The following is a 23,596-nucleotide window of genomic DNA, read 5'->3' as shown; positions in this document are numbered from 1 at the left end:
ACAAAATTTATAAAATTAGTACTTATTTTTATGCGTCCACAAATGCAGTAATTCGCTCGCAATGGTTGCTGCAGCAATTGCGGTAAGCTCACTTTGGTCGTACGAAGGTGATACTTCTACCACATCCATACCCACCATGTTTATGCCTTTTAGCGCACGCAGTACTTTAAGTACTTGATCTGACGTTAAACCACCACACACAGGAGTGCCTGTACCAGGCGCAAACGCAGGGTCTAAACAATCTATATCAAACGTTAAGTAAACAGGTAGGTCTCCTACTCGCTCAAGTATTTGCGCTGCAATATCATTAGCATGTAAATCGTTGGCTTGCATTGCATCAATCACAGCAAACTCATGTTTACTTTGATCAAAGTCTGTACGGATACCTATTTGTATACTGTGCTCAACATCAATCAACCCTTCCATTGGTGCATGATAAAACATAGTGCCGTGATCAAAACGCGAGCCATTGCTATAGGTATCGGTGTGCGCATCAAAATGTACTAACGCCATTTTGCCATGTATTTTTGCGTGAGCACGTAATAGCGGAAGCGTTACAAAGTGATCGCCCCCTAAACCTAATAGTGTTTTACCTTGGCGAAGTATTTGATCAGCAGCCATTTCTAGTTGCGCAGTAAAATACTCAGGATCCCCGACAGGGTAAGTAAAGTCCCCTGCGTCTGCCACTTTTAAGCGCTCAAACAACGGGAACGTCCACGGGTATTTAGTGTCTTCCCATGCTAAATGAACCGATGCACGACGAATTGCATCAGGGCCTAAGCGCGCACCAGGGCGGCCCGAGGTCGCTAAATCAAATGGTAAGCCTAAAACCACTACGTCTGCATCAATTGCATTAATGTTTTGCACCATAGGACGACGTAAAAACGTCATCCCATTTGAGTACAATGAGTGATCTGCGTGACCAAACAAAGTTGACATTGCTTATAACTCTTCTAAATAAGTGTAGCCATCAAGGCCGCTTTGCAACTCGTCTAAAACGCTTTGCTGTTCGTGTTTTTCAATTTTAGTGCTTACTAACTGCTCGTATGATTGCTGAAAACTTTCAACATCTAAATGTACATAGCGCATCATATCGGCAACAGTGTCACCTTGGTTTATCTCGGTAATACTTGCAACGCCTTGCTCATCCATATTAACAATTGCGCTGTGCGTATCGCCAAACAGGTTATGCATATCACCTAAAATTTCTTGATAAGCGCCCACCAAGAAAAAGCCCATTAAATAAGGTTTATCGGCACTAAATTCTGGTACAGGTAATGTGCTTTCAATACCTTGTCCATCTACGTAATGCTCAAGTGCGCCATCTGAATCACAGGTTATATCAAGTAATACAGCACGTTTTTTTGGTGCTTCAGTTAAGCCACTTAATGGCAATACCGGAAACACTTGATCAATGCCCCATGCATCTGGAAGCGATTGAAATAACGAAAAGTTTACAAAAAACTTATCGGCTAAACGTACGTTTAACTCGTCAATAATAGGACGATGAAAACGGTTTTTGTTATCCATGTGCTTGTTAAGTTCATAACAAATACGAATATTAATTTGTTCAGCCCACGCACGCTGCGCTAAGTCTAATAAACCGAGTGCAAATTGGTTATGCGCTTCAGCTAAATCACCTTGGCTGTCGTGATAAATTTCAATTAATGCACGGTCATCCGTTAAATCAGTTAATTGTACAAACGATGCCCACATGTTTTTTAATAAAAGTGGTGCATCTGCCGCTGGCGCTACTAACTCTTCTGGCGTGTAACTTTCAGTACCAATAACATTAGAAATAAGCACAGCATGATGCGCCGTAAGCGCACGACCCGACTCAGAAATAATAGTCGGCATTGGTTGCTCATATTGCTTACATGTATCGCCAATGGTGTACACAATGTTATTCGCATATTCAGCTAAGCTGTAATTCATAGAGTTATGCGATTGGCTACGCGTGCCGTCGTAATCAACAGCTAAACCACCGCCTACATCAAGACAATCAATTTCTGCGCCTAGTTTACGTAGCTCACAGTAAAAACGCGCAGCTTCGCTTACACCTAAACGTACGTCACGAATGTTCGCCATTTGTGACCCTAAGTGAAAATGCACAAGCTGCAATAAATCAAGCTGGTTTGCGCCTTTTAAACGATTAACTACATGTAAAACTTGCGATGCGGATAAACCAAATTTTGATTTTTCGCCACCACTCGCTTGCCACTTACCTTTACCTTGCGACGCTAAACGTACACGAATACCAATGCGTGGTTTTACGTTAAGCTCTTTTGCTTGGCTAAGCACCATGTCTAGCTCAGAAAGCTTTTCAAGTACGATATACACTTTATGACCTAGCTTTTCGCCAATAAGTGCTAAACGTACGTATTCTTTATCTTTGTAGCCATTACATACAATAACAGCGCTGGTTTTTTCAGCTAATGCTAATACTGTGAGTAGTTCTGGCTTGCTGCCTGCCTCTAAACCAAGTTGCTTTTTTTCTACTTGTGCTTGGCTTGCTACTATTTCTTCAACCACTTCACGTTGTTGGTTTACTTTTATCGGGTAAACTAATAGATAGTCTTTAGGGTAACCATAGTTTTCAATCGCAGTATTAAATGCGCCGCATAAGCTGTGTACACGATGGTGTAAAATTTGCGGAAAACGAACTAAAGCAGGTAAGCTTAAACCTTTATCTTGTAGTTGCTTTGCGATATCTGTTAATGCAATGGTTTGCTCTGGTGCATGAGCCTTGGGCGCAACATACACATCACCTTGATCATTAATACCAAAAAAACCTTGGCTCCAATGACGAACATTGTAGCTCGTACGAGCTTGTTCTAGTGATGTTGTCTCTTTCATTTATCTTTCTCTTTTATTTAATTAATGCCGGCTCGGCTAGTGCCGCGCATTAAAAGAAAAATAGAGATTCAAGTCCAACAAGTATTTTTACTCGTAACGAGTGATTTTTGATGTTAAAAAAATAACCAAACAACTATTGCCCGCTAGCATATATAAAACAGGACTTTGATGATTTTTAAAGATAAGAAAAGTTATAAAAAATGGCTGTTTTTAAATGACTCATTATAAATTTTATTAGCAAAAATGAGTTAGCTCATTCAATAAAATTCATCTTGAGTTACTTTGTTTATAAAATTTACTTTTGATGGATTAGAGTAAGGTGTTCTCAACACCTCAAATTACTGCTATTTAGCCAACGTTTTGTGACCAAGTATTACCTATGTATTCTGCAAAGTGAATAAAAACTGCACGTCAAAAACGCTTAGCATACATCCACCAGCACCAATAACCGCACACAACTACTTATGAGTATTGTATAACTGACTCTTTATTTAACTATTATTGGCTTTTTATCTATCTCTGTCATATTTTCAACCGTAGATAAACCATACCCACCAAACAGTAAAGTCGTAGTAATTAACCTCAACTTGTAAGTATTGCCTATTGTAGATAATTTATGTGGACTAACTTTCCAGAGTTTTTTATAGTCATTTGCATTTACATAAAAGGCCGTATTATTATCAGCTAAAGTAACTACTTTATTTCTTAAAATAACAGTTTCAAGAAAGTGTCTAAAACATGTATTTTTATCAATAAAAACAAATACAATTTCACCTTCAATACATTTTTGCTGCAGGGGTTTTGGTAGTCTATAAATTAAAAATGCAAAAAATAGGAAACTAGCTGCTATAAATATAAAAATAATCACAAGGTATAATATATTCAATCTTTTATTCCATTAAAATATGAGTGCTGGTTTGGTATTACAATTTGCGATGTTTTAATAAGGGTAAGGTAGCCATTCCTGCCAATTAAAACTTTCGCTATACATTTCATCAACTATATCCATATACTCAGATTTTGTAGCTAGGAGGTACGCTTGCCTCTCTTTTGGGCTCATATAAGCAAGCCAATAAGGGAGATAACCTGGATAGTCTACTCCAAACATATCTTCAAAAAATCGGCTTTCGGGTAGTTCAAGGGTAATTTCATTATGAGTAAGCTTTGGCATGCATTTGAATTAAATAGACTTTGGGGCGAACATAATTATTGCCATACCTAGCAGTGCTACTAAACCACCGATAATATCCCACATAGTAAGCTTTACGCCATCTACAACCCATAACCATAATAGCGCAACGCAAATATATACGCCGCCATAAGCTGCATATACACGTCCGGCAGCAGTAGGGTGTAAAGATAGCAACCATGCAAATAGTGCCAAACTTAAAGCCGCAGGAATTAAAAGTAAAATGCTTTTATCTTGTTTTAGCCAAAGGTAGGGCAAATAGCACCCCACTATTTCAGCTAAGGCTGTAATAATAAAAAGTGCGATTGTTTTTAATTCAAACATAATGCTCCGCGCAAAAATAACAAGCATAACAATCTATATAAATTGTTATGCTTAGTGCGTTGTTATTCGCTAAGCGCCATAGTGGCAAGTTTCATTGTGCTTTCAAACGACTTGGTACCCGCTATAAATAAACCATTATGGCAAAACACTGCGTCATCAATACCTGTTTCATCTACGAACGCTTGATCAGATAAACCAGACCATGCTTTAGGAAGCGGTTTTCTATCTTCAAACGAGCCAGGCTCAACGGGTACTGTTTGTAATATCCATTGCCCAGAATGCGATGGGTAAACCATGTATAGCGCCTCACTTGATAAAATATGCATTGTTTTTTTCCACGGTGTGTACTTTTCAAGCACGATTACTCTGGCATCGTCTGCATTTTCAATTGCTCTGGCTACAATCTCTTTTGCATTAACACTACCGTGAGCTGAGGCGATAAAACGAATGAGCATACGTGCTGCAAATTCAACGGCTTCATCAAAACAGGTATCAAAGTTACTTTCTTCTTCCCATGTAGGGTTAAACATTGAAATTGTTTGGCTCAAGCTTATCCCTTTTGATACACCTTCAACATGACCACAATCAATGGCGTCAATAGTTGAAACTAAGCCTGAATCCACTCTATCAGCAACGGCCTGGTTATCATCACACAGTGCTAAGCCGTATTTTTTCCACACTAAACCAAATGATGAAAAAGGAATGCCATTTTCTCGCTCGCCTGCACCACCACGTTGATGATGATCAAAGCGATTAGTTTCAGGATCGTATTCCCCACCTACATCTATTACGTAGTCGGCACTTTCTATAAGCGCTTTATCGCGTGTGCGTACCAATTTAAACGTTGGCAAAACATGTTTAAGTACCGCAATACTAAAAACGTCATCTGCATGAAAATTACCATTGTGGGTTACTACTGTTATTTCGCTCATTTGTTTATTGCTACTTTTAGAAAAGATAAAAATTCTCGCTTTGTAAGTTAGTCACTAATTATCGAGGCAGATTTTATACGAAGACAGGTGTTAAAAACAGTGAAGTATTTTTGCATCACTATAAATGCTGCTTTTATAGTTACTAGTTTGAGTATGACTTTTATTACAAGATAATAATGAAGGAAGATATTTACGACACATTAAGCTTTAACATGTCGCAGCGTTAATGAACTTATTTACTAAGCCCTAATTCCATAAAAACACTTTGTGGATTATCTACATATGAGCCAAAACTGCTACAGCGTTTAAAGCCTAAATTTTCATATAAATTGATTGATTTTATTTGTTTTGGGCCTGTTTCTAAGCGTATTAACGGGATTTGTTTTTCGCCAGCTTGATGCAATAAAATCTGCATAATACGTCTTGATAGACCTTTACCACGATGACTTGGTTTTACATATAAACGTCTTATTTCGCCGTAAGGCTGGGTATCAAATTTCTCTACAATCGCACCGCAGGCAATAATACCTTCTTCAGTTTTTAAACCAATAGCGTACACATTAGGTAAGGTTAATTCGTTTAACTCCAGAGACTGTGCGGTAGCCACAGGATATAAAGAATTTATAAGTCGGTCTATATCATCAAATACATTTACCACGTCGGGATCATTCGGGTTCAAATCGACTAACTGCATAAAGCTTCCATTCATTGTTATAAGTTTATTAAGCTTTAAATAATATATTTAAGCGGTCATAGCTTAGCATTGTTTAATTAAAAAATCTTTACTCCTTATTTAGCATATGGGTTATGACATTTCACCAGCTAAAAGAGCAAAAGTGGCCTAGCAAGTGTATAAATTTTGCTAAATTATTACTAATTAATAAATAGTAATGTTCAAGTATTATTGCGCATTAGTATTAGCGCTATGCCATTTTGCATAGCCTTCTTTATCCATCGGCCTTGCAATTAAGTAGCCTTGCATGGCGTCAATATTCATTTTTTTAAGTAAGTCATATTGTTCTGTTGTTTCTACGCCCTCAGCAACTACCTCTAAGTTTAAGCTTTTTCCTAGGCTGATAATTGTTTGCGCAATATTAAAGCCAACCGTGCTATCTAAAATTTTATCAATAAAGCTTTTATCTATTTTTAATTCTTTAACAGGAAACGCACTTAAGTACGCTAAGCAGGAGTAACCGGTTCCGAAATCATCAATCGAAAATAAAAAGCCAGCGGCAATGAGTTCTTTCATTTGCCTAATTGTATAATCTATATCGCTTGAGAGCATTGACTCAGTTATTTCTAACTTAATTTGCTGTGCCCGAATATCAAATTTATTGATAGTGCTAAACAGCTCTCCTTTTAAATTTGATGAATTAAACTGGCTTTGACTAATATTAATTGAAACACTAAACGAGTCGTCTATTATGTTATCTGCTTTAAGTTCGTTTATTAAAATACATATATCATGTAAAACAATATTTTGTAGTTTTTGAATAAGCCCGTATTGCTCTGCAATTGGTATAAATTCGTTTGCCGCTATTAACCCTTTTTGAGGATGGTTCCACCTAATGAGTGCTTCAGCACCAATAACATCACCATACGTATTTACCTGAGGCTGAAAATAAGCACAAAACTCATCAGATGCAATCGCTCTGACTATATCGGTTTCTAGTTCAGTTTGTTTTTCTAGCAGTGTTTGTAAGGCTGGATCGTAAAAGCTACTGCTATTCCCCCCTTTATTTTTAGAACGATACATAGCCGTGTCTGCAAATTTTAATATATTGCCTGCCTGCGCATTTACGCTATCAATTAGACAAATACCTATGCTGCAGCTTACTTGAAATGCAAGGTTGCCCACTTCAAATTTATCATGAAAAGCTCTTTGAATCTCTTTGGCTACTATTTTGCACTCGATGCTCGCCTGCTGTGTATTTTCTCCAACGTGTTTTAGTAAAATAATAAACTCATCGCCACCCGCTCTGGCCAACGTATCAGAGCCTTTTATTATTGCGCTTAACCTTTTTGATAATTCCACAAGTACTTCATCACCCGCACTGTGCCCAAGTGAATCATTAATACGCTTAAAATTATCTAGGTCTAAAAATAATAACGCCCCTATATTTTTATCACGCTTAACACTCTCCACACACATGCTTAATTTGTCGCTAAGCATTCTTCTATTTGGAAGATTCGTTAATGGGTCGTAAAAGGCAAGCTTATGTACTTCTTGTTCGGCCTTTTTCTTTATTGAAATATCTCTGGCCATCCATACTACGTGCCTTTTTGTAGGACTATTGGGGTGGTAATGATCTAATGCAGCAGCCCTGCCTTCAAAAACTATATTGCCCTTTGGTACAGCTAATTCATATTCAAAAATTTGCGTCTCGTTAGTCGAGAGTGTTTTTTTAATAACGTCCATTATCATTTGTGCATCGTCTTGGGAGAGCAGATCCTTAACACTTTGACCAATAAGGTCCTTGCTTGAATCAAGCAGTAACTCATTAGAAGTACCATACACATCGGTATAAATTCCCTCTTCACTTAAAATAAGAATGAGATCGGGCATTACCTTAGTGAAGGCTTTAAACTTTTCATTACTTTGCTGTAAATTCGCGAGAAGCTGTTTTGCTTTGTTAAATTCGTTACTTTTTTCAAGAGCGATACTAGAAAAGTGTACAAAAAAATCGATTAACTCTAAATCTTGCTTTGATGGTGATTTAGGAGTGCTGTGATAGATAGCAAAGGTGCCTAATAAATCGGCTTGAGTTGAGAAAATAGGCGTTGACCAACATGACTTAAGACCAAACTTTAGTGCTAAGTCTTTAAAGTCCTCCCACAGCGGTGAAGTTTCGATATTTTCAACAATAGTGCGCGATTTCGAAAATGCAGTAGTACCACATGAGCCCACTTTTGGCCCTATATAGACTCCATTAAGCAAACTACAGTACTCTGGATGAATATTAGGAGCTGCGCAATGAAAAAGCTGCTGGCCTTTAACTGATAAGATTGAACACCTAGCGGATTCATCATCAATAATCTGCTCGATTGATGAACAAATTTCAGTAAGCACCTCACTTAAAGGTACCCCTAATGCAATTTTAGATAAAATGCCTTGCTGGTGAGATAATAACTTTTTTAACCTATCCGTACCCATTTTCCTTTACCCGTATTATTTATACACATTGAAACAACAAAAGCTTTAATCAAGCGCTTTTTTCTTACGCAGTAAAGTTCAGTATAGTCATGATTAGTAAGTTTTTTATTTTATTGGCAAAAAATAATCGGGCCTGTCTTAAATAATCATAGTTGCATATTACTGAACACCTATTGTTACTATATAAACAAAACCACAATATTAAAGCTAACACTTTGTTACTTAAAAGTACTGTTCAAAATTTTTAAGCTATTTATACTATAAGTAATGGTAAATATTTTTTGAGGTTACAGTGCAGATCACACAAGGTATGGAGTACTTTTTTTCGGGGTTTAAATTAATTAGCCAAAAAGGGCTAAAGCGTTTTGTCCTTATTCCGCTATTAATTAATATTTTGCTGTTTGGTAGCTCGCTGTTTTTTTTAGTTGGCTGGTTAAGTGATAGTTTTAGCTACATAAACAACATGCTCCCCGAGTGGTTAAGCTGGTTAGAGTGGCTAATGTGGCCTATTGCTGTATTAGTTGTTTTGTTTAGCTATAGTATGCTCTTTACAGTTATCACTAATTTTATTGCAGCCCCTTTCAATGCGCTCTTGAGTGAAAAAGTTGAGCTTTACCTAACAGGTCAAAAAATTAACGATGACGGCTTTGCCGAACTAGTTAAAGATATACCTCGCATGCTTGCCCGTGAGTGGACAAAACTATGCTACTACCTTCCTCGCGCAATTGGCTTTTTTATATTGTTATGGGTTTTACCGGTCATTGGTCAAATACTATGGGTGTTATTTACTTGTTGGATGTACGCAGTTCAATACGAAGACTATGCGTTTGATAATCATAAAATTGACTTTAAGCAAATGAAAGACGATTTAAAATCTAAGCAAGGTTTGTCATACGGATTTGGTTTTGCTGTTATGTTGTTAACTGCTATCCCTTTTATAAACTTAATAGTTATGCCAGTCGCAGTGTGCGGTGCAACACGTTTATGGGTAGATAACTATCGTCCAAAATATCGCAGTTAATTAAAAGGTTGCTGACTTTTTCAATATCCGAAGGACACCGCATTCTAGATTAAAAAAAGCACCTAAGGTGCTTTTTTTAATCTATTTTTAAAGCAATAAACTCAAGCGATGCACGCCTTGGTAATGCATCGCTTTGTTTATCTACTTCTTCAAATTTTTTAATCAAAATACTAAAGCGCTGATTATTAATATTAACGGCTGTAACTTCACCAATTTTTATACTGTAGTTTTGCTGCTGATCAAACAGCTTTAGTATTTGACCTTTTACACGCTCTACGTATAAATAAGGTGTTTGGTCTGGCATCTTTAAACGAATGACATTGATTTTACTTAGTTCATGTACCGCGACCCAATTCTGACTCTGCATTAACGTATTATAACGACTAATACCTTCAGGCTGATAAACAACATCTTGGCTTATAACGCATGTATTACAGTCCTTTACTGATTCAATTCGCCAGTCAACAGCTGTATTTTTATAATACAAATTATCATTTTTTAGTAACCACTCACGTGCATTGTTAGTATCGCTACACGCTATTAGTAAGCTAAAAAAACTACTCAAGATAATAAACTTAGTGCTTAGCATTGGCTTCATACTATTGCTCTTTAATTGCTTTTAACTCAGCAATAATTGCACTCCTTGGCTGTGCTTCTTTTATATAACTGGGCAGCGTTTCAATATTAGTAGGCGAGCTTTGTAAATTATGCACCTTACTGTTATTTGTATTTGGCACGCCAAATCGATTACCTGCACTTTGCATATAAAACTGTAAATTAAGCATGCTCCACTCATCTACATCACTCAGTATTGATATTGTATTATCTTGGTTAGTATCAAAGCTGGTTAAACTTTCGGTGTTAATTGCATTACAATTAAAATCAACTGGTAGTGAGCTATTTCTATTTAACCCCTGTATTTCAATTATGGTGCTTTCATTTAAATCTGCTGAACTACCATTTGAATAATCAATAATAAAATCATCCGTAGAGCCTAAATGACTATTAGTATTTGGTGCAATATCGCAACTAGCATTGCCTGGGTAAAAACGCTCATAGTAACGATCGCCTTCGTTATTACCTATTGTTGATAAACCCGCTAATTGATATAAATAATTCATGGAGCTGAGGTGGTTAGGCTTAAAATTAACCTCCTCATCACCGCCATGGTATAAACCTAAGTTATGACCTAACTCATGAAATATTGTTGATGCTTGATAATTATAAGTTACATTGGTTGCTACTTGCGTATCAAGCGTTAAACCCCAGCCTCCCATAGTTACCATTAAATCATTACCGCTTATCTCAGCAATACCCGACCCACTAATACTACCGTCTTCGTTACCACTACTTGCCATTAATAAATAATGGAAAATGGGCCTGCGAGTTATATCGCTAAATTCCATTTTATAAGCAAATAAATTAGGGCTACTTAAATCGTATTCAAACGGGGTATAGCTGTTAAAAGGGACAAGATTTCCGCCACCTAAATCAAAGTTTTGCGGTGCTGTATTTGTATTTGGATCAAACAAATCACCTACGTCAAAGTGGACTGTATAGCCTTTTTCTGCAAAAACAGTGGCTACTTTTTCAAGTGCGATTCGATGTGGAGTAATACCTACATCAGTGCTGTCCATATAATCAACTTCAATAAATATATCTTTTTGTGAGGTACGCGCCCCCCACTCATAAAGTGGTAAACCCGCGAATGTTGTACCCTGTTGCTCAGCGCAATCAGGAATACCATCCTCATCATCATCTATTGTGCAATTTATATTGTTTGGCCCAGCGGGTGTGTTAAACACAGAATAACTCCAATCAGTACTTTGATTAGTGTCTGTCGCATTAAGCTCGCGCTTTAAGCTGCCTCCTTGCTCGGAGATGATTTGCTCTGCGTTACCACCTTGCCATTGTGATGGCGTTACTGGTTCTTGTACTGAGTTACCAAATTTTACAAAGTCGATTGTTTGTGTACCTGCACTATTAAGTAATTCTACAAAACCGTTTATGTACCAATAAGGTCTAATTTCATCACTAGCATTACCCACAAGCGCTATTTTAGGGTTGTTAACTGATGCACTGACTAAAAAATCATCTCCAAACTTGCTTTGTAAAATAAGGTACTCACCATTTTCAAGCTCTTTATTGGGCAGTGAAAAAGTTGTCTCTGCACTAGTCGAGCTATTAATCATATTAATACTGCGGGTTTTAAGCGAATAACTCTGTAAGTTTACAGCAGCCCCTGTGCCGTTATAAATTTCAATCCAAGGTAAGTCGTTACTAAATTGCACAGAAGAAACTTCAGTTATTTTTATATCTTGGCTAGAGGTAGTAAAAGAAGTAGCGGTTTGCGTTTCAATGGCCGTATCATCAAAATTAGTTAAATCAGCTGTAACACGGACAATATATTGGGTATCTTCATTAAAGCTTGCGCTTACATTTACAGTATGAAAATAAGTACTTGTGTCACTAGTAGTACCCGACAAACTTTCAATATTTAAGGCCAAGCAAGTAGTAAAATTATCTGCCGACACTTGTACGCTTCCTGTACAAACACCACTACTAGAATTAACTGCTAAAGTGCTCGTTAGCATAATATCTGAAAATGTAATACTAACAGGGCTATCTACAAGAACTGGGTCATTATTACTTTGGGGTGTTACATTACTAATTGTAGCGGGCGTTGAATCAACCACAGTAATATTCAGGGTAAATTCGGTTGTGTCTTTTGAATCAGACGCAGTTAACGTATAGCTTTGTGAAGTAATACTGTTTGCAGGAGGCGTGTAGCTAAAAAGTAAGGCTTGTGCATCAATAACACTAATTTGTGCACCATTTAAATCATCACCAAAATCAATCTGAACGGTATCGTTATCGGCATCGCTAACAACTAAACTAAATTCAGTGGCTTGATTATATTGCACGCTAATACTTACATCATCTGCAGTTGGTGGATTGTTTGGTGCTAATACTACAACTGTTTTTTGAGCGCTATTTGTAGCGTTATCGTCATCGGTTACAGTAACCACAAATGTAACATTGGTATTTTGTGAAACAGTGGGCGCATTAAAGCTAATGCTTGTTTGTGTTTGAGTAAGTTCAACTACAGGACCACTTATTTGCTGCCAAGTTATGCTATTAATACTACCATCGCTGTCTTGTGCATCTGCAACTAAGGTTACACTGTCACCTTTTTCAGCTTCTTCAGGGCCTGTAACAATGACTGTTGGCGCGCTATTGACTTGATTAATTAAAACCGTTTTACTCGCTTGAGCGCTTTTACCTGCATTGTCAGTTACGGTTACGCTAAAACCTAGTGTTGTATTTTCAGATACATTAGGGGCGGTAAAACTAAGGACTCCATCAGTTTGTGAAAACTCAACATTGTCCCCAGCAGACTGAATCCAATTAATATTACTTATAGTGCCATCTGTATCTTGAGCGTTAGCAACTAAACTAACTTGTGTGCTGGCAAGTGCACTACTTGGGCCTGTTATATTAACTGTAGGAGCATTATTTTGAGAGGTGATAGTGCCTGAAAAAACTTGTTGTGCAGTAGCACCTGAGTTGTCAGTAACTGTAACCGAAAAGCTAAAGGTCGTATCGGTTGTTACACTAGGTGCAGTGGCTGTAAGCGTGTTACCGTTAGAGGTAAACGTAAACTCAGGCCCGCTAAGTTGTTGCCATTGATAGCTGGCAATTTGTCCGTCGCTATCACTTGCAAGCGCTGTAATAGTAAATGATTGATTAGAAGTAATAACGTTACTGCTAACCGAAAGCGTAACACTGGGCGCAGCGTTACCAGGGGCCGTAGTTGTATCACTACTTTCGCCTCCCCCGCCACAGCCTGTGATTAAAAGTGATAAAAAAAGTAAACTTAGCCATTTATTAATATTGTTTTTTACCACTTTTAGCCTCTACATATTAACTATACAAATTTTGTGGCACCTTAGTAACGTTTAAATGAACGGTTATTTCCTCACGATCATGATATAGATGTTTAGCTTGCAACTCGTAATTGATACCTTGTTTCTCAAGCTCTTTTCTGATCATCGAAAGACATTCATAAACACTATCAAAGCGTTTTTTCATAGGCAGCTTTAAGTTAAATATAAACTCTTTTGCGTATGCATTTACTGCCCAGTCAATCATTAGCGTAGTCACTTTGGTCGGTTTTTCCACCATATCGCACACTAACCAAGTAATATTTCTTTTTTCTGGGCGATATTTAAAACCGTCGGCTCTAAAATGTTTAACTTGCCCAGTTTGCATTAAATCGTCATTCATTGGGCCGTTATCAATCGCACTTACAAACATACCACGGCGTACAAGCTGATAAGTCCAACCACCTGGGCATGCACCTAAATCAACACTGCGCATACCGGCAGCTACGCGTGACTCGCGTTGTTGCTCAGGTATAAATACGTTAAATGCTTCATCGAGTTTTAACGTTGAGCGACTCGGTGCATCGCTTGGCATACGAAGGCGCAAAATACCCATGAAAAATGGAGAATTATTAAAGCTATACGAGTAACCAACATAAGCCGTATTGTTTGTTAAAAACATGACATGCATTACTGGGCGATTTGCTTTTGGCTCACGTAGTACAGTATTTTGTTTTTCGAGGGCTTTTTTAAGCGGTGTTGAGATTTTTTTACAGAACGTTAAAAGCTCTTTGCCTTCGTTTGTGTCTGGCGTTTCAACGCGCAGTTCTGAGCACAATGTAAAATCTTTAGCAGCTTCAACTACTGCGCTCACACGGTCCTCTACTGGCATGTTTTCAAGTAATGTGCCGGCAAACCATTGACGTGCAAACACCATGTTTTTAAAATCAACTTTTTTGATTATTTCATCGCTGTGATGCGCTTCAAAACATTCGTAAACAACATAACCTGTATTGGGTTTTGCTTTTACATACCCTGCAAAACCTTGCTCTGCAGCATGAAACGTTATTTCAGCAGCGGCATCGTTTTCAAAACCACTACGACAAAAAATCACAACACTAGACATATTAACCCTTAAACTCTTTAAAACTTAAATCGTGCAACTTGCACTAAAATAACAATCCAACCAATAATAAAGCACAACCCACCAAGCGGTGTTATAGGCCCAAGCCACTTCATTCCTGTTAGAGCGAGTAAATATAAACTACCACTAAAAAGTAGTGTGCCCATTATAAAAAAGCCACCAGCCCAACTCAGGTTTATGCCCCATTTAATTAAAATAGCCACCGCAATAAGTGCAAGTCCATGTACCATTTGATACTCAGCAGCCGTTTTAAAAACGCCTAATGAATACTCCGATAAGCGGCTTTTTAAACCATGGGCAGCAAATGCACCTAACATCACCGAAAGCATACAAAAAATACTACCGGTCATTAAAAATAATTTAATCATCTAACCCCCTGCTCGAGTCTTAACGTATCTCAATTTGTTGCTTAATAAATTCAACAGCACTTAACGCTGCTGTTTCTCTATTTTGCAGTTCAGTTACGCCACTTTTTATACGTGGTTTTAATGAGTGATCGCCATCACTCAGCCAAGTAAACAAAGGCTGCTTTGGCATTTTCATAGTAAGAAGTTCTTCACGTGTACCAAATGTATCTCGCTCGCCCTGTAATACTAAAAAAGGGCAAACAATATCAGCAAAATGATCGGTGCGTAATTTTTCTGGCTTACCCGGCGGATGAAATGGATAACCAAATGCTATAACACCTGAAAGGCTTTGCTCTGTACTACATGCAAGCATTGATGCCATGCGACCGCCCATCGATTTACCGCCTATAAACAACGGCAAATCTGGCTGCGCACTCGTTAGCACTCGTTCATAATAAATAAGTAGCTTTGGTGCTCGCTCAGGAGGCCTGCGTTTATTAGTTTTTTTAGCGATTTGCATATATTCAAAATCAAATAAACCAACATCAACACCCTGCTCGCTTATTAATTTTGCCATGTGCTGCATAAAGTCAGAATCGCTACCAGCACCTGCGCCATGTGCAAATATAAACTGTGCTATTGCAGGTTTCTCCGTGCTTTTAAACCATTCAATCATTATTAATACTCATGTTCTTGCTCATGCTCTACTAAGCTCAGCATCCACTCTTTAAACGAAACTATTTTACCAAGCTCTGTTTGCGACTCACGAAGCACTAAGTAATACGCATTTTTACTCTCTAGGCTATGATTAAACGGAATTACCAAACGCCCTGCGTCTATGTCGGGTTTAGCTAATACACTATTGCCAATTGCCACACCTTGTCCATGTACCGCTGCTTGTAAAACCATAGAGGAGTGGCTAAATATAGGCCCTTGATTTACCTGGATGTTACGCACGCCTGCGGTTTTCATCCACGTCTTCCAGTTTTTACGTGTAGTGTCGTGTAATAGTGTGTGATGCGCTAAATCACTAGGTTGATCAAGCGGCTTTAACCCGCTTAATAACATAGGACTACAAAGTGGTACTAAATATTCGGTATGAAGCTTGTACGCTTGTACGCCATTCCAATGGCCCCTTCCATAATAAATAGCAATATCTACGTCATCAGTGAGTGAGTTTTCATCTTGGTCTTGTGCTTTTATTCGAACATCTATCTCTGGATGTAACTCATTAAACAAACTCAAACGAGGCACTAACCACTGAATAGCAAAACTAGGGGTTAGGCTTACCGTTAGTGAGCCCTTAGCGCCACGAGCTAATAGCTTTTCAGTTGCATCAATAAGCTGAGTAAAAATCTCTTTAATATCTAAAAAATAGCCTTGGCCTTCTTCAGTTAATAATAAAGAGCGGTTTTTACGTAAAAACAACTTCAGCCCTAAATGCTCTTCAAGAGTTTTTATTTGATGACTTACTGCCGCCTGCGTTACATAAAGCTCTTCTGCAGCTTTTGTAAAGCTTAAATGGCGTGCAGCCGCTTCAAAGGCTTTTAATGCGTTTAATGGAGGTACCCGTCTTGACATAATAACCAAGCTTAGAATTAGTTTTTCTTATGCGTGAGATTATATACATCATATAAGTTTGTGTATATTAAAGGCATAAAAAAAGCGACCTGAGTCGCTTTTTAATAAACATCATGCTTAATTATAAATCGCTTGCACTTGTATCAAGTGGAGCAAAACTTTTAATTAAATCATCAACCGCTTTCATTTGCGTTAAGTAGCCTTCTAACTTACTAAGCGCTAGCGCACATGGGCCATCACATTTAGCTTCGTTAGGATTTGGATGCGCTTCGATAAATAAACCAGCAATACCCAACGCCATACCACTGCGCGCAAGCTCTGCAGCTTGTGCACGACGACCATCAGCAGAGTCAGCTCGTCCACCAGGGCGTTGTAGCGCATGTGTTGCATCAAAAATAACAGGTGCCATTGCCTTCATGTCATCCATACCCAGCATATCAACCACAAGGTTGTTGTAACCAAAGCTAGAACCACGCTCACAAAGAGCTACGTTGTTATTACCAGCTTCATTAAATTTAGTAATGATATGACGCATTTCATGTGGCGCTAAAAACTGTGGTTTTTTCACATTAATAATTGCACCTGTTTTAGCCATCGCCACAACTAAATCTGTTTGACGCGCTAAAAAAGCAGGTAACTGAATTACATCAACAACTTCTGCAACAGGTGCAGCTTGATGCGGTTCATGTACGTCAGTAATTAGTGGAATTTTAAACGTGTTTTTAATTTCTTCGAATATTTTTAAACCTTCTTCCATACCTGGACCACGGTACGAATTGATTGAAGAGCGATTAGCTTTATCAAATGAGGCCTTAAATACATAAGGAATATTTAGTTTCGTCGTAACTTCTACGTAATGCTCTGCAACACGCATTGCTAAATCGCGAGATTCTAATACGTTAATACCACCAAACAATACAAACGGTTTATTGTTTGCAAGTTCAATTTCATTAATTTTAATAATTTGGTCTTTCATTTAAATTCCTTAAGGTGCAACTGCTTGCATCATTAATCCACAAATATAAGCCATATAAGTACCCACACCGTAGCCTAGTACAGCTAACAAGACACCAACAGGCGCTAATGACGGATGAAACGCTGATGCTACAACAGGTGCTGACGCTGCGCCGCCCACATTAGCCTGAGAACCCACTGCCATATAAAATAACGGTGCTTTAATCAGTTTAGCCACAATTAACATAATGCTTGCATGCACTAACATCCAAATTGCACCCACTAAAAATAGCCCAGGGTTATTGAAAATAGCGGTTACATTCATGTGTAAACCAATCGATGCAACCAAAATATATAAAAAGCTAGAAGCTACTTTTGAAGCGCCAAACGCTTCTATTTGCCTCACTTTAGTAAACGATAAGCCTATACCAATCGTTGTTGATATAACAATTAGCCAAAAGAATTTACTGTTTAAGCTGTATTCTTTTGCCCACTCATAAGTAGTGCCAAAGTATGGTCCTAAAAAGTCAGCGCAAAAGTGCGCTAAACCAGTTATACCAAATGCAATTGCAATCAGCGTCATGTAATCATTAAGAGTTGGGATGCGTGCATGTTCTGCGTGATATTCTTCCACACGCTTTTTCAAGTCTTCAATTGCGCTTGTATCAGCACCCGTCGCTGCATCAATCTTTTTATGATTTGCTGCCATTAACAATAAAACAGCCATCCAAATATTAGCGACAATTACATCGACTGTAATCATTACAGAAAATATATCACCACCAACTTCAAACATTTCTTTCATTGATGCTTGGTTAGCACCGCCGCCAATCCAGCTACCTGCAACAGTTGTCATACCGCGCCATACGGCATCTGGGCCATGCCCACCAACAATACTTGGGTCAAATGCGCTCACCACTAAAATAGCTAATGGCCCACCAATAACAATGCCTAAAGTACCCACTAAAAACATAATAAGTGCTTTAGGGCCTAAGTTAATAATCGCTTTTAAATCAATACTAATGGTAAGTAGTATTAAACAGGCAGGTAGTAAGTAGCGCGAAGCCACATAATAAACATTAGATTTATTACCATCTACAATACCAAAGGTATTTAATAACGAAGGTAAAAAGTAACACAGCAATAAAGCAGGTACGTATTTATAAAATCGTTTTAAAGCTGGACGCTCACTGTTTGAGGTTTTAAAAATAAACCCCAAAATAATAGCAAGCAAACCAAGCACAACGGCATCATTTGTAATTAATGCGCTTTGAGTTTCAACCATAATTATTCCTATTCTTAATGGTGCGTTTTATTATTATCTTCTAGTTCTTCTATTTGGTGTTGAATAATCTCTATTGCAGGATCGTCCGGACACTCATCTACAAAAAACTGTAAATCATCACGTGCCATTTTAGGGCAACCGAGCTGATTTAATAAGTAACCTCTGTCGCGTCTCTCATACGGGTCGTCGCCTATTAACTCCATTAGCATCTCTACACAGGTTAAAGCATGACCAAATTTATTTTCGCTAATGAAAGACCATTTTTGCTGAGCTAAAAATAACTTATATACTTCGTCATCAAAAATCAGTTCTAGTGGCTCTTGCTCTTGACCATCATCTTCATCTGCGTTTTCAGGGATAATATACCAACTTTGTTGTCCACTGCTTGGCTCTATTATGTAGCCTTCTTCATCACTAATCGCCACATGTACACCAACATCACCTTGGGTAAGACTAAGGTTCGCGTCACAGTTAGCTTGTTGTAAAAAATGACAAAGTATAATTGCCAGTGTTGTAGGTGAACCACTGCGCATAGAAAGCGTATAGCTTAATGTATTTAATTTATATTCAGGCACTTTTAAACCTGATGCACTAAATAGCCAATCACTGTAAAACATATCTAATAATTTTTCGAGGCGATCGTGCTCATCACTCACTTTTAAACACAGCGCTGAAATTTGCTGTTCAAAGTCAGTTAAAGTTTCATAACATGGTGTTAAATCTATCTGAGGGTCCCACTTTGACTCTGCTTTAATACAGCGGTAAATCGCTGGAGGTGTAAATTCATCGTAAGCATCATCAAGATAAGATTCATCGTGTTCGTCAAACCCGAGGGTAGTCATTAATACTGCAACATTTTAGAAAACGAAGGCGTAGTTTACCTAACTTTAAAGCTATATACCAATATAGAGGTGTATTTGAATATTTTCTGAGAGGGAGTTGTATTTGAGCTTTACAAAACAACTATAAAGCTCAAATAGTCAGATATTACTTAAAGCAAAAAAGCTGATTTAGACGTCGCTAAATAACCTATCGCTAAAATAACAGCGGTATTAACTAAAACGTAAGCAACTTTAGCCGTCATTTTAGTTTGTCTGGCGCTTTTAGCCCCAATACCAATATATATAACCACTAAAACTATTTTTTCTAATAGCCAATATTGTTCAAACGGATTAATTTTGGCCATAAATATAAGCGTAAGTGCAGACACTAATAACAAAGTATCTATACTGTGACTACCAATCATTACTGCTTTATTTTTTGCTAATTTACCACTGCCCATTCGCGAAAAAGCGCGAACATAAAATAATATTACACTTAACATCGCAATTGCCATGTGCGAGTGCTTTACTGCTAAATAATCCATATGCCCCTGTACTTCTGTTTTATAAAAATTTAATCAGGAAAACGGCTAAGAACCGCCTCTAACTCATCAAGCTTTTCGTTAAATACTTCAACCATTTTTGGTTCAAAATGTGTGCCTTTTTCAGCATTAATTTCATCAACCACATTTTGTAATGTCCAAGGCTCTTTATAACACCGTTTATGGCGAAGTGCATCGTATACATCAGCAAGTGCGACTATGCGACCAAATACATTAATTGCGTTTCCGCTTAGACCTTGTGGGTAACCAGACCCATCCCATTTTTCATGATGCTCTTTTGCAATAATTGCACCTGTACTCACAATTTCATGGGGAGAGTCTTTTAAAATAGTATAGCCTTTATCAGTATGGGTTTTCATCACTTCCCATTCTTGAGGTTCTAACTTTGCTGGTTTGTTTAAAATCGCATCAGGAATACCCACTTTACCTACATCATGAAGAGGAGACGCCAACCTTACTAAATCTGCATCATGTTTAGATAAACCATAGCCCTCAGCTAAAATATGACAAATATGTGCTACACGTTTAACATGATTACCTGTCTCGGTTGAGCGCTGCTCTACTGCTTCACTTAACCTATAAACAAGCTCTTGTTGTGTCGCTTCTATTTCAGACTGAAGCTGCACATTTTCAAAGGCAAGTTGCACATTTTGAGAAAATATTTTGATTAAATGACGCTGAGTATCCGTTAAATCCTTTGGGACACCTGATATGAACAGCATTGAATTATGATTGTACTCACTACTGCAGTACGCAAATAAGTAATTATCTTTATAAATGATACTTTTATCATTAAGCGCCTGATGACACGCACTTAACTGCTCAGCTTGTAATACCTCATCAAGCTCTTTACCTTCACTTTTTTCAAAATCGCCAGTGCCAGAGCAAACTATTAGTTTTTTATTTTTTTCATGTTCTGGGTTTTGTGCAACTAAAGTGGTGGCATACATAGCTTGATCAGCAATACCCAATAAAGATGTTAATTGCTGCATAACGCCTTCAATAAAGTGCTCTATTGAATGCGCAGAAAAAATATCACGAGACGCTACAATTATTTTCTCAAGCCCTTCGCGTGATTGCTCAATCGAAATAATATCCCGATACGAGCGTAGGCTCGACATAATAACAGTAAATAATTTTTGAGCCGTTAGCTCCGTTTTCGATTTGTAATCGTTAATATCATAATTAATAATGACTTGACGTTCAGGTGCCTGGCCAGGTTGGCCTGTTCTTAAAATAATCCGTATATGATTATTTTTAGCTTCTTCACGAATAAACTTAGCAACCTGCAAACCAGCGTCGTCGGTTTCCATTACCACGTCAAGTAGCACAATAGCGGCATCTGGATGCTCTTTTATGAGCTCTTTCGCTTCAGCACCTGAGTAAGCACTAATAAACTCTAAGCGTTTATTTTGAAATTCAAAATCACTCAGTGCTAGTTTTGTAACAGCATGAACTTCAGGTTCATCATCAACGATTAATACTTTCCAGGTACCGTGTTCAATCTCATCGATTGTTTCTTCTGGTTCATCTGAAAATAAAAAATCACCCATCATAGTCGAAATTCCTTCATGGCATTATTTAACGCACTAGTAGGCAATTATTATTCTCTAGGGCCACAGTGCAAGTGTTACACGGTCATTGTTACCAAGGTCTTTCACTGTTTTAATATTAACAAATGCCATTTTTTTGAAAAAATGACGAACAGCTTCACCTTGCTCAAAACCGTGTTCTATTAAAAGATAGCCACTAGATAACAAATAGTCACGTGATTGTGTAATTATTTGTTTAATATCAGACATTCCGCAATCATCAGCCACTAATGCCGACAAAGGCTCAAAGCGCACATCGCCCTGATTTAAATGTATATCACTGCTTTCAATATAAGGTGGGTTAGTGACAATTAGGTTGAATTTTTCACCGTGCAACTCACTAAACCAGTTGCTTTGCTTAACGTGTACGTTGTTAATCGCCAATCGCTGCTGGTTACGTGTAGCAAGTGCAACAGCATCGCTTACTCTATCTACTGCAGTAATTTGCCAATTAGGCATTTCACTACCCAGTGCCAACGCAATTGCACCAGTACCGGTGCCTAAATCAAGTACTTTAGCTGTAGCAGGTACAGTCACTTCAAGTGCTTGTTCTACTAGCGTTTCGGTATCTGGTCGAGGTATTAAGGTTGTTGCGTTAACTTCAAGCGATAAACTCCAAAACTCACGCTGCCCCGTAATATGTGCAACAGGCTCACCTTTTAAACGTCTTTGGATAAATACATTAAACTGCGATTGTTGCTCATCACTAAGCGCATGTTCTGGCCAAGTAAAAAGGTAACTGCGAGGTTTTTGAAGTATATGAAGAAGTAAAACTTGTGCATCTAATTTAGCACTTTCGCTGCTAAGTGCTAATAAGTCAGCACCTGCAGCAATTGCTTGTTCAAGAGTGTGAGCCACAATTACTCGTCGCCCATGGCCGCAAGTAAGTCAGCTTGATGCTCTTGCATTAATGGGTCAATAATCGCACTTAAATCACCGGCTACCACTTCGTTTAAACGATAAAGTGTTAAGTTAATACGGTGATCGGTAATACGACCTTGCGGGTAGTTATAAGTACGAATACGCTCAGAACGATCGCCACTACCTACCAAGTCACGACGTTCAGAGGCTTCTGCCGCATGGCGTTTTTCATCTTCAGCTTGTTGCAGTCGAGCTGCAAGTACTGACATCGCTTTAGCGCGGTTTTTATGCTGCGAACGCTGATCCTGACACTCAACCACAACACCGGTAGGTATATGTGTAAGTCGAATAGCAGAATCAGTTTTATTTACGTGCTGACCACCTGCGCCTGATGCACGAAATGTATCAACTTTTAAATCTGCTGTATTAATTTGTATCGCTTCTGCTTCTGGTACTTCTGCCATAACCGCAACAGTACACGCTGAGGTATGAACACGACCTTGTGATTCAGTCTCTGGCACACGTTGTACGCGGTGTACACCTGATTCAAACTTTAATTGACCGTAAACGCCTTCGCCACTGATATTTGCAATAACTTCTTTGTAACCGCCATGCTCACCTTCATTGGTGCTTACAACTTCTACTTTCCATTTTTTATTTTCTGCGTAGCGGCTGTACATACGAAATAAGTCACCAGCAAAAATAGCCGCTTCATCGCCGCCCGTCCCTGCACGTACTTCAACAAACACGTTGTTGTTATCTCGCGGATCTTTTGGCAACATTAATACTTGAATTTGATCTTCAATCACTAGTATTTGTGCTTTTGCTTCTTTATATTCTTCTTGCGCCATTTCACGCATTTCAGGGTCAGAATCTTTAAGCATTTCTTCTGCACTGGCTAAATCGTCTTGCGTTTCTTTATAGTTTAAAAACGTTTTTACAATCTCTTCAAGCTCAGAATACTCTTTTGAAAGCGCACGAAAACGGTTTTGATCACTAATGACCGACGGGTCGCTTAGCAGCGCTTGTACTTCTTCATAACGCTCTACTAAGGTTTCTAATTTATTATAAACAGACTCTTTCATTTA

Annotated in this window: 21 protein-coding genes; 1 reads left to right on the top strand and 20 read right to left on the bottom strand. The window is 38.2% G+C overall.

What is annotated here, in order from left to right; translation table 11 throughout:
- Positions 1–15 precede the first annotated feature (15 nt).
- From speB to H5126_RS02140, 7 genes are all read right to left on the bottom strand, one after another.
- Positions 16–939 carry an agmatinase gene (speB, locus tag H5126_RS02170; protein WP_182720591.1) on the bottom strand — a complete coding sequence of 308 codons (924 nt, stop codon included), beginning with the start codon at positions 937–939 and terminating at the stop codon, positions 16–18.
- A 3-nt stretch (positions 940–942) separates the two neighbouring features.
- Positions 943–2,856 carry a biosynthetic arginine decarboxylase gene (speA, locus tag H5126_RS02165; RefSeq protein ID WP_182724593.1) on the bottom strand — a complete coding sequence of 638 codons (1,914 nt, stop codon included), beginning with the start codon at positions 2,854–2,856 and terminating at the stop codon, positions 943–945.
- A gap of 487 nt (positions 2,857–3,343) precedes the next feature.
- Entirely contained in the window at positions 3,344–3,742 is a 399-nt protein-coding gene (locus H5126_RS02160) for a hypothetical protein (protein WP_024605431.1), read from the bottom strand.
- A 294-nt stretch (positions 3,743–4,036) separates the two neighbouring features.
- Entirely contained in the window at positions 4,037–4,369 is a 333-nt protein-coding gene (locus H5126_RS02155; protein WP_096794091.1) for a YnfA family protein, read from the bottom strand.
- A gap of 62 nt (positions 4,370–4,431) precedes the next feature.
- The gene (locus tag H5126_RS02150; RefSeq protein ID WP_182720589.1) at positions 4,432–5,301 is read right to left on the bottom strand and encodes an MYG1 family protein; all 870 of its coding nucleotides are present in this window, start codon (positions 5,299–5,301) and stop codon (positions 4,432–4,434) included.
- Positions 5,302–5,533: 232 nt separating this feature from the next.
- Positions 5,534–5,995 carry a GNAT family N-acetyltransferase gene (locus H5126_RS02145; protein ID WP_002958569.1) on the bottom strand — a complete coding sequence of 154 codons (462 nt, stop codon included), beginning with the start codon at positions 5,993–5,995 and terminating at the stop codon, positions 5,534–5,536.
- Between the two features lie 207 nt (positions 5,996–6,202).
- The gene (locus H5126_RS02140; protein WP_024597466.1) at positions 6,203–8,455 is read right to left on the bottom strand and encodes an EAL domain-containing protein; all 2,253 of its coding nucleotides are present in this window, start codon (positions 8,453–8,455) and stop codon (positions 6,203–6,205) included.
- Positions 8,456–8,765: 310 nt separating this feature from the next.
- Between H5126_RS02140 and cysZ the strand changes: the two genes are divergently transcribed.
- The gene (gene cysZ / locus H5126_RS02135) at positions 8,766–9,476 is read left to right on the top strand and encodes a sulfate transporter CysZ (protein WP_182671383.1); all 711 of its coding nucleotides are present in this window, start codon (positions 8,766–8,768) and stop codon (positions 9,474–9,476) included.
- Positions 9,477–9,552: 76 nt separating this feature from the next.
- Here cysZ and H5126_RS02130 read toward each other — a convergent pair whose 3' ends face one another.
- The 13 genes from H5126_RS02130 to prfA form a co-directional block, all read right to left on the bottom strand.
- Complete coding sequence (locus tag H5126_RS02130; RefSeq protein ID WP_024605426.1) at positions 9,553–10,074, bottom strand: hypothetical protein; 522 nt, start codon at positions 10,072–10,074, stop codon at positions 9,553–9,555.
- A gap of 1 nt (position 10,075) precedes the next feature.
- The gene (locus H5126_RS02125; RefSeq protein WP_182721305.1) at positions 10,076–13,384 is read right to left on the bottom strand and encodes a PKD domain-containing protein; all 3,309 of its coding nucleotides are present in this window, start codon (positions 13,382–13,384) and stop codon (positions 10,076–10,078) included.
- 16 nt (positions 13,385–13,400) lie between these two features.
- Positions 13,401–14,486: a 23S rRNA (cytidine(2498)-2'-O)-methyltransferase RlmM gene (rlmM, locus tag H5126_RS02120; protein WP_024605425.1), complete on the bottom strand. Its 1,086-nt coding sequence runs from the start codon at positions 14,484–14,486 to the stop codon at positions 13,401–13,403.
- A 17-nt stretch (positions 14,487–14,503) separates the two neighbouring features.
- Positions 14,504–14,872 carry a DUF423 domain-containing protein gene (locus tag H5126_RS02115; protein WP_024595287.1) on the bottom strand — a complete coding sequence of 123 codons (369 nt, stop codon included), beginning with the start codon at positions 14,870–14,872 and terminating at the stop codon, positions 14,504–14,506.
- 19 nt (positions 14,873–14,891) lie between these two features.
- Positions 14,892–15,527, bottom strand: a complete 636-nt coding sequence (locus tag H5126_RS02110) for an alpha/beta family hydrolase (protein WP_182721304.1) — start codon at positions 15,525–15,527, stop codon at positions 14,892–14,894.
- A 2-nt stretch (positions 15,528–15,529) separates the two neighbouring features.
- Positions 15,530–16,432 carry a transcriptional regulator GcvA gene (locus H5126_RS02105; protein WP_002958561.1) on the bottom strand — a complete coding sequence of 301 codons (903 nt, stop codon included), beginning with the start codon at positions 16,430–16,432 and terminating at the stop codon, positions 15,530–15,532.
- Positions 16,433–16,553: 121 nt separating this feature from the next.
- Positions 16,554–17,408 carry a 3-deoxy-8-phosphooctulonate synthase gene (gene kdsA / locus H5126_RS02100; RefSeq protein WP_002958560.1) on the bottom strand — a complete coding sequence of 285 codons (855 nt, stop codon included), beginning with the start codon at positions 17,406–17,408 and terminating at the stop codon, positions 16,554–16,556.
- Between the two features lie 9 nt (positions 17,409–17,417).
- Positions 17,418–18,671, bottom strand: coding sequence for a DUF819 domain-containing protein (locus tag H5126_RS02095; protein ID WP_024595290.1), 1,254 nt, complete (start codon positions 18,669–18,671; stop codon positions 17,418–17,420).
- 14 nt (positions 18,672–18,685) lie between these two features.
- Positions 18,686–19,513: a tetratricopeptide repeat protein gene (locus H5126_RS02090; RefSeq protein WP_002958558.1), complete on the bottom strand. Its 828-nt coding sequence runs from the start codon at positions 19,511–19,513 to the stop codon at positions 18,686–18,688.
- 149 nt (positions 19,514–19,662) lie between these two features.
- Positions 19,663–20,037 carry a SirB2 family protein gene (locus tag H5126_RS02085; RefSeq protein WP_007583965.1) on the bottom strand — a complete coding sequence of 125 codons (375 nt, stop codon included), beginning with the start codon at positions 20,035–20,037 and terminating at the stop codon, positions 19,663–19,665.
- Positions 20,038–20,066: 29 nt separating this feature from the next.
- Entirely contained in the window at positions 20,067–21,611 is a 1,545-nt protein-coding gene (locus H5126_RS02080; protein ID WP_182721303.1) for a response regulator, read from the bottom strand.
- Positions 21,612–21,665: 54 nt separating this feature from the next.
- Complete coding sequence (gene prmC / locus H5126_RS02075; protein ID WP_182721302.1) at positions 21,666–22,505, bottom strand: peptide chain release factor N(5)-glutamine methyltransferase; 840 nt, start codon at positions 22,503–22,505, stop codon at positions 21,666–21,668.
- A gap of 2 nt (positions 22,506–22,507) precedes the next feature.
- The gene (gene prfA / locus H5126_RS02070; protein ID WP_002958554.1) at positions 22,508–23,593 is read right to left on the bottom strand and encodes a peptide chain release factor 1; all 1,086 of its coding nucleotides are present in this window, start codon (positions 23,591–23,593) and stop codon (positions 22,508–22,510) included.
- Between the last annotated feature and the right edge of the window lie 3 nt (positions 23,594–23,596).

The sequence above is a fragment of the Pseudoalteromonas sp. SG45-3 genome (genome assembly GCF_014164075.1).
GTDB lineage: Bacteria > Pseudomonadota > Gammaproteobacteria > Enterobacterales > Alteromonadaceae > Pseudoalteromonas > Pseudoalteromonas distincta.
This window is presented reverse-complemented; position numbering and strand designations above follow the sequence as displayed.

Excerpts from the sequence above, each read along its gene's own strand:
- H5126_RS02140 (WP_024597466.1), bottom strand. The coding sequence starts at position 8,455 with ATGGGTACGGATAGGTTAAAAAAGTTATTATCTCACCAGCAAGGCATT.
- H5126_RS02080 (WP_182721303.1), bottom strand. The coding sequence starts at position 21,611 with ATGATGGGTGATTTTTTATTTTCAGATGAACCAGAAGAAACAATCGAT.
- H5126_RS02130 (WP_024605426.1), bottom strand. The coding sequence starts at position 10,074 with ATGAAGCCAATGCTAAGCACTAAGTTTATTATCTTGAGTAGTTTTTTT.
- H5126_RS02110 (WP_182721304.1), bottom strand. The coding sequence starts at position 15,527 with ATGATTGAATGGTTTAAAAGCACGGAGAAACCTGCAATAGCACAGTTT.
- H5126_RS02145 (WP_002958569.1), bottom strand. The coding sequence starts at position 5,995 with ATGCAGTTAGTCGATTTGAACCCGAATGATCCCGACGTGGTAAATGTA.
- H5126_RS02105 (WP_002958561.1), bottom strand. The coding sequence starts at position 16,432 with ATGTCAAGACGGGTACCTCCATTAAACGCATTAAAAGCCTTTGAAGCG.
- H5126_RS02155 (WP_096794091.1), bottom strand. The coding sequence starts at position 4,369 with ATGTTTGAATTAAAAACAATCGCACTTTTTATTATTACAGCCTTAGCT.
- rlmM (WP_024605425.1), bottom strand. The coding sequence starts at position 14,486 with ATGTCTAGTGTTGTGATTTTTTGTCGTAGTGGTTTTGAAAACGATGCC.
- speB (WP_182720591.1), bottom strand. The coding sequence starts at position 939 with ATGTCAACTTTGTTTGGTCACGCAGATCACTCATTGTACTCAAATGGG.
- H5126_RS02085 (WP_007583965.1), bottom strand. The coding sequence starts at position 20,037 with ATGGATTATTTAGCAGTAAAGCACTCGCACATGGCAATTGCGATGTTA.
- cysZ (WP_182671383.1), top strand. The coding sequence starts at position 8,766 with ATGGAGTACTTTTTTTCGGGGTTTAAATTAATTAGCCAAAAAGGGCTA.
- speA (WP_182724593.1), bottom strand. The coding sequence starts at position 2,856 with ATGAAAGAGACAACATCACTAGAACAAGCTCGTACGAGCTACAATGTT.
- H5126_RS02095 (WP_024595290.1), bottom strand. The coding sequence starts at position 18,671 with ATGGTTGAAACTCAAAGCGCATTAATTACAAATGATGCCGTTGTGCTT.
- prfA (WP_002958554.1), bottom strand. The coding sequence starts at position 23,593 with ATGAAAGAGTCTGTTTATAATAAATTAGAAACCTTAGTAGAGCGTTAT.
- H5126_RS02090 (WP_002958558.1), bottom strand. The coding sequence starts at position 19,513 with ATGACTACCCTCGGGTTTGACGAACACGATGAATCTTATCTTGATGAT.
- H5126_RS02150 (WP_182720589.1), bottom strand. The coding sequence starts at position 5,301 with ATGAGCGAAATAACAGTAGTAACCCACAATGGTAATTTTCATGCAGAT.
- kdsA (WP_002958560.1), bottom strand. The coding sequence starts at position 17,408 with ATGAAAGACCAAATTATTAAAATTAATGAAATTGAACTTGCAAACAAT.
- H5126_RS02115 (WP_024595287.1), bottom strand. The coding sequence starts at position 14,872 with ATGATTAAATTATTTTTAATGACCGGTAGTATTTTTTGTATGCTTTCG.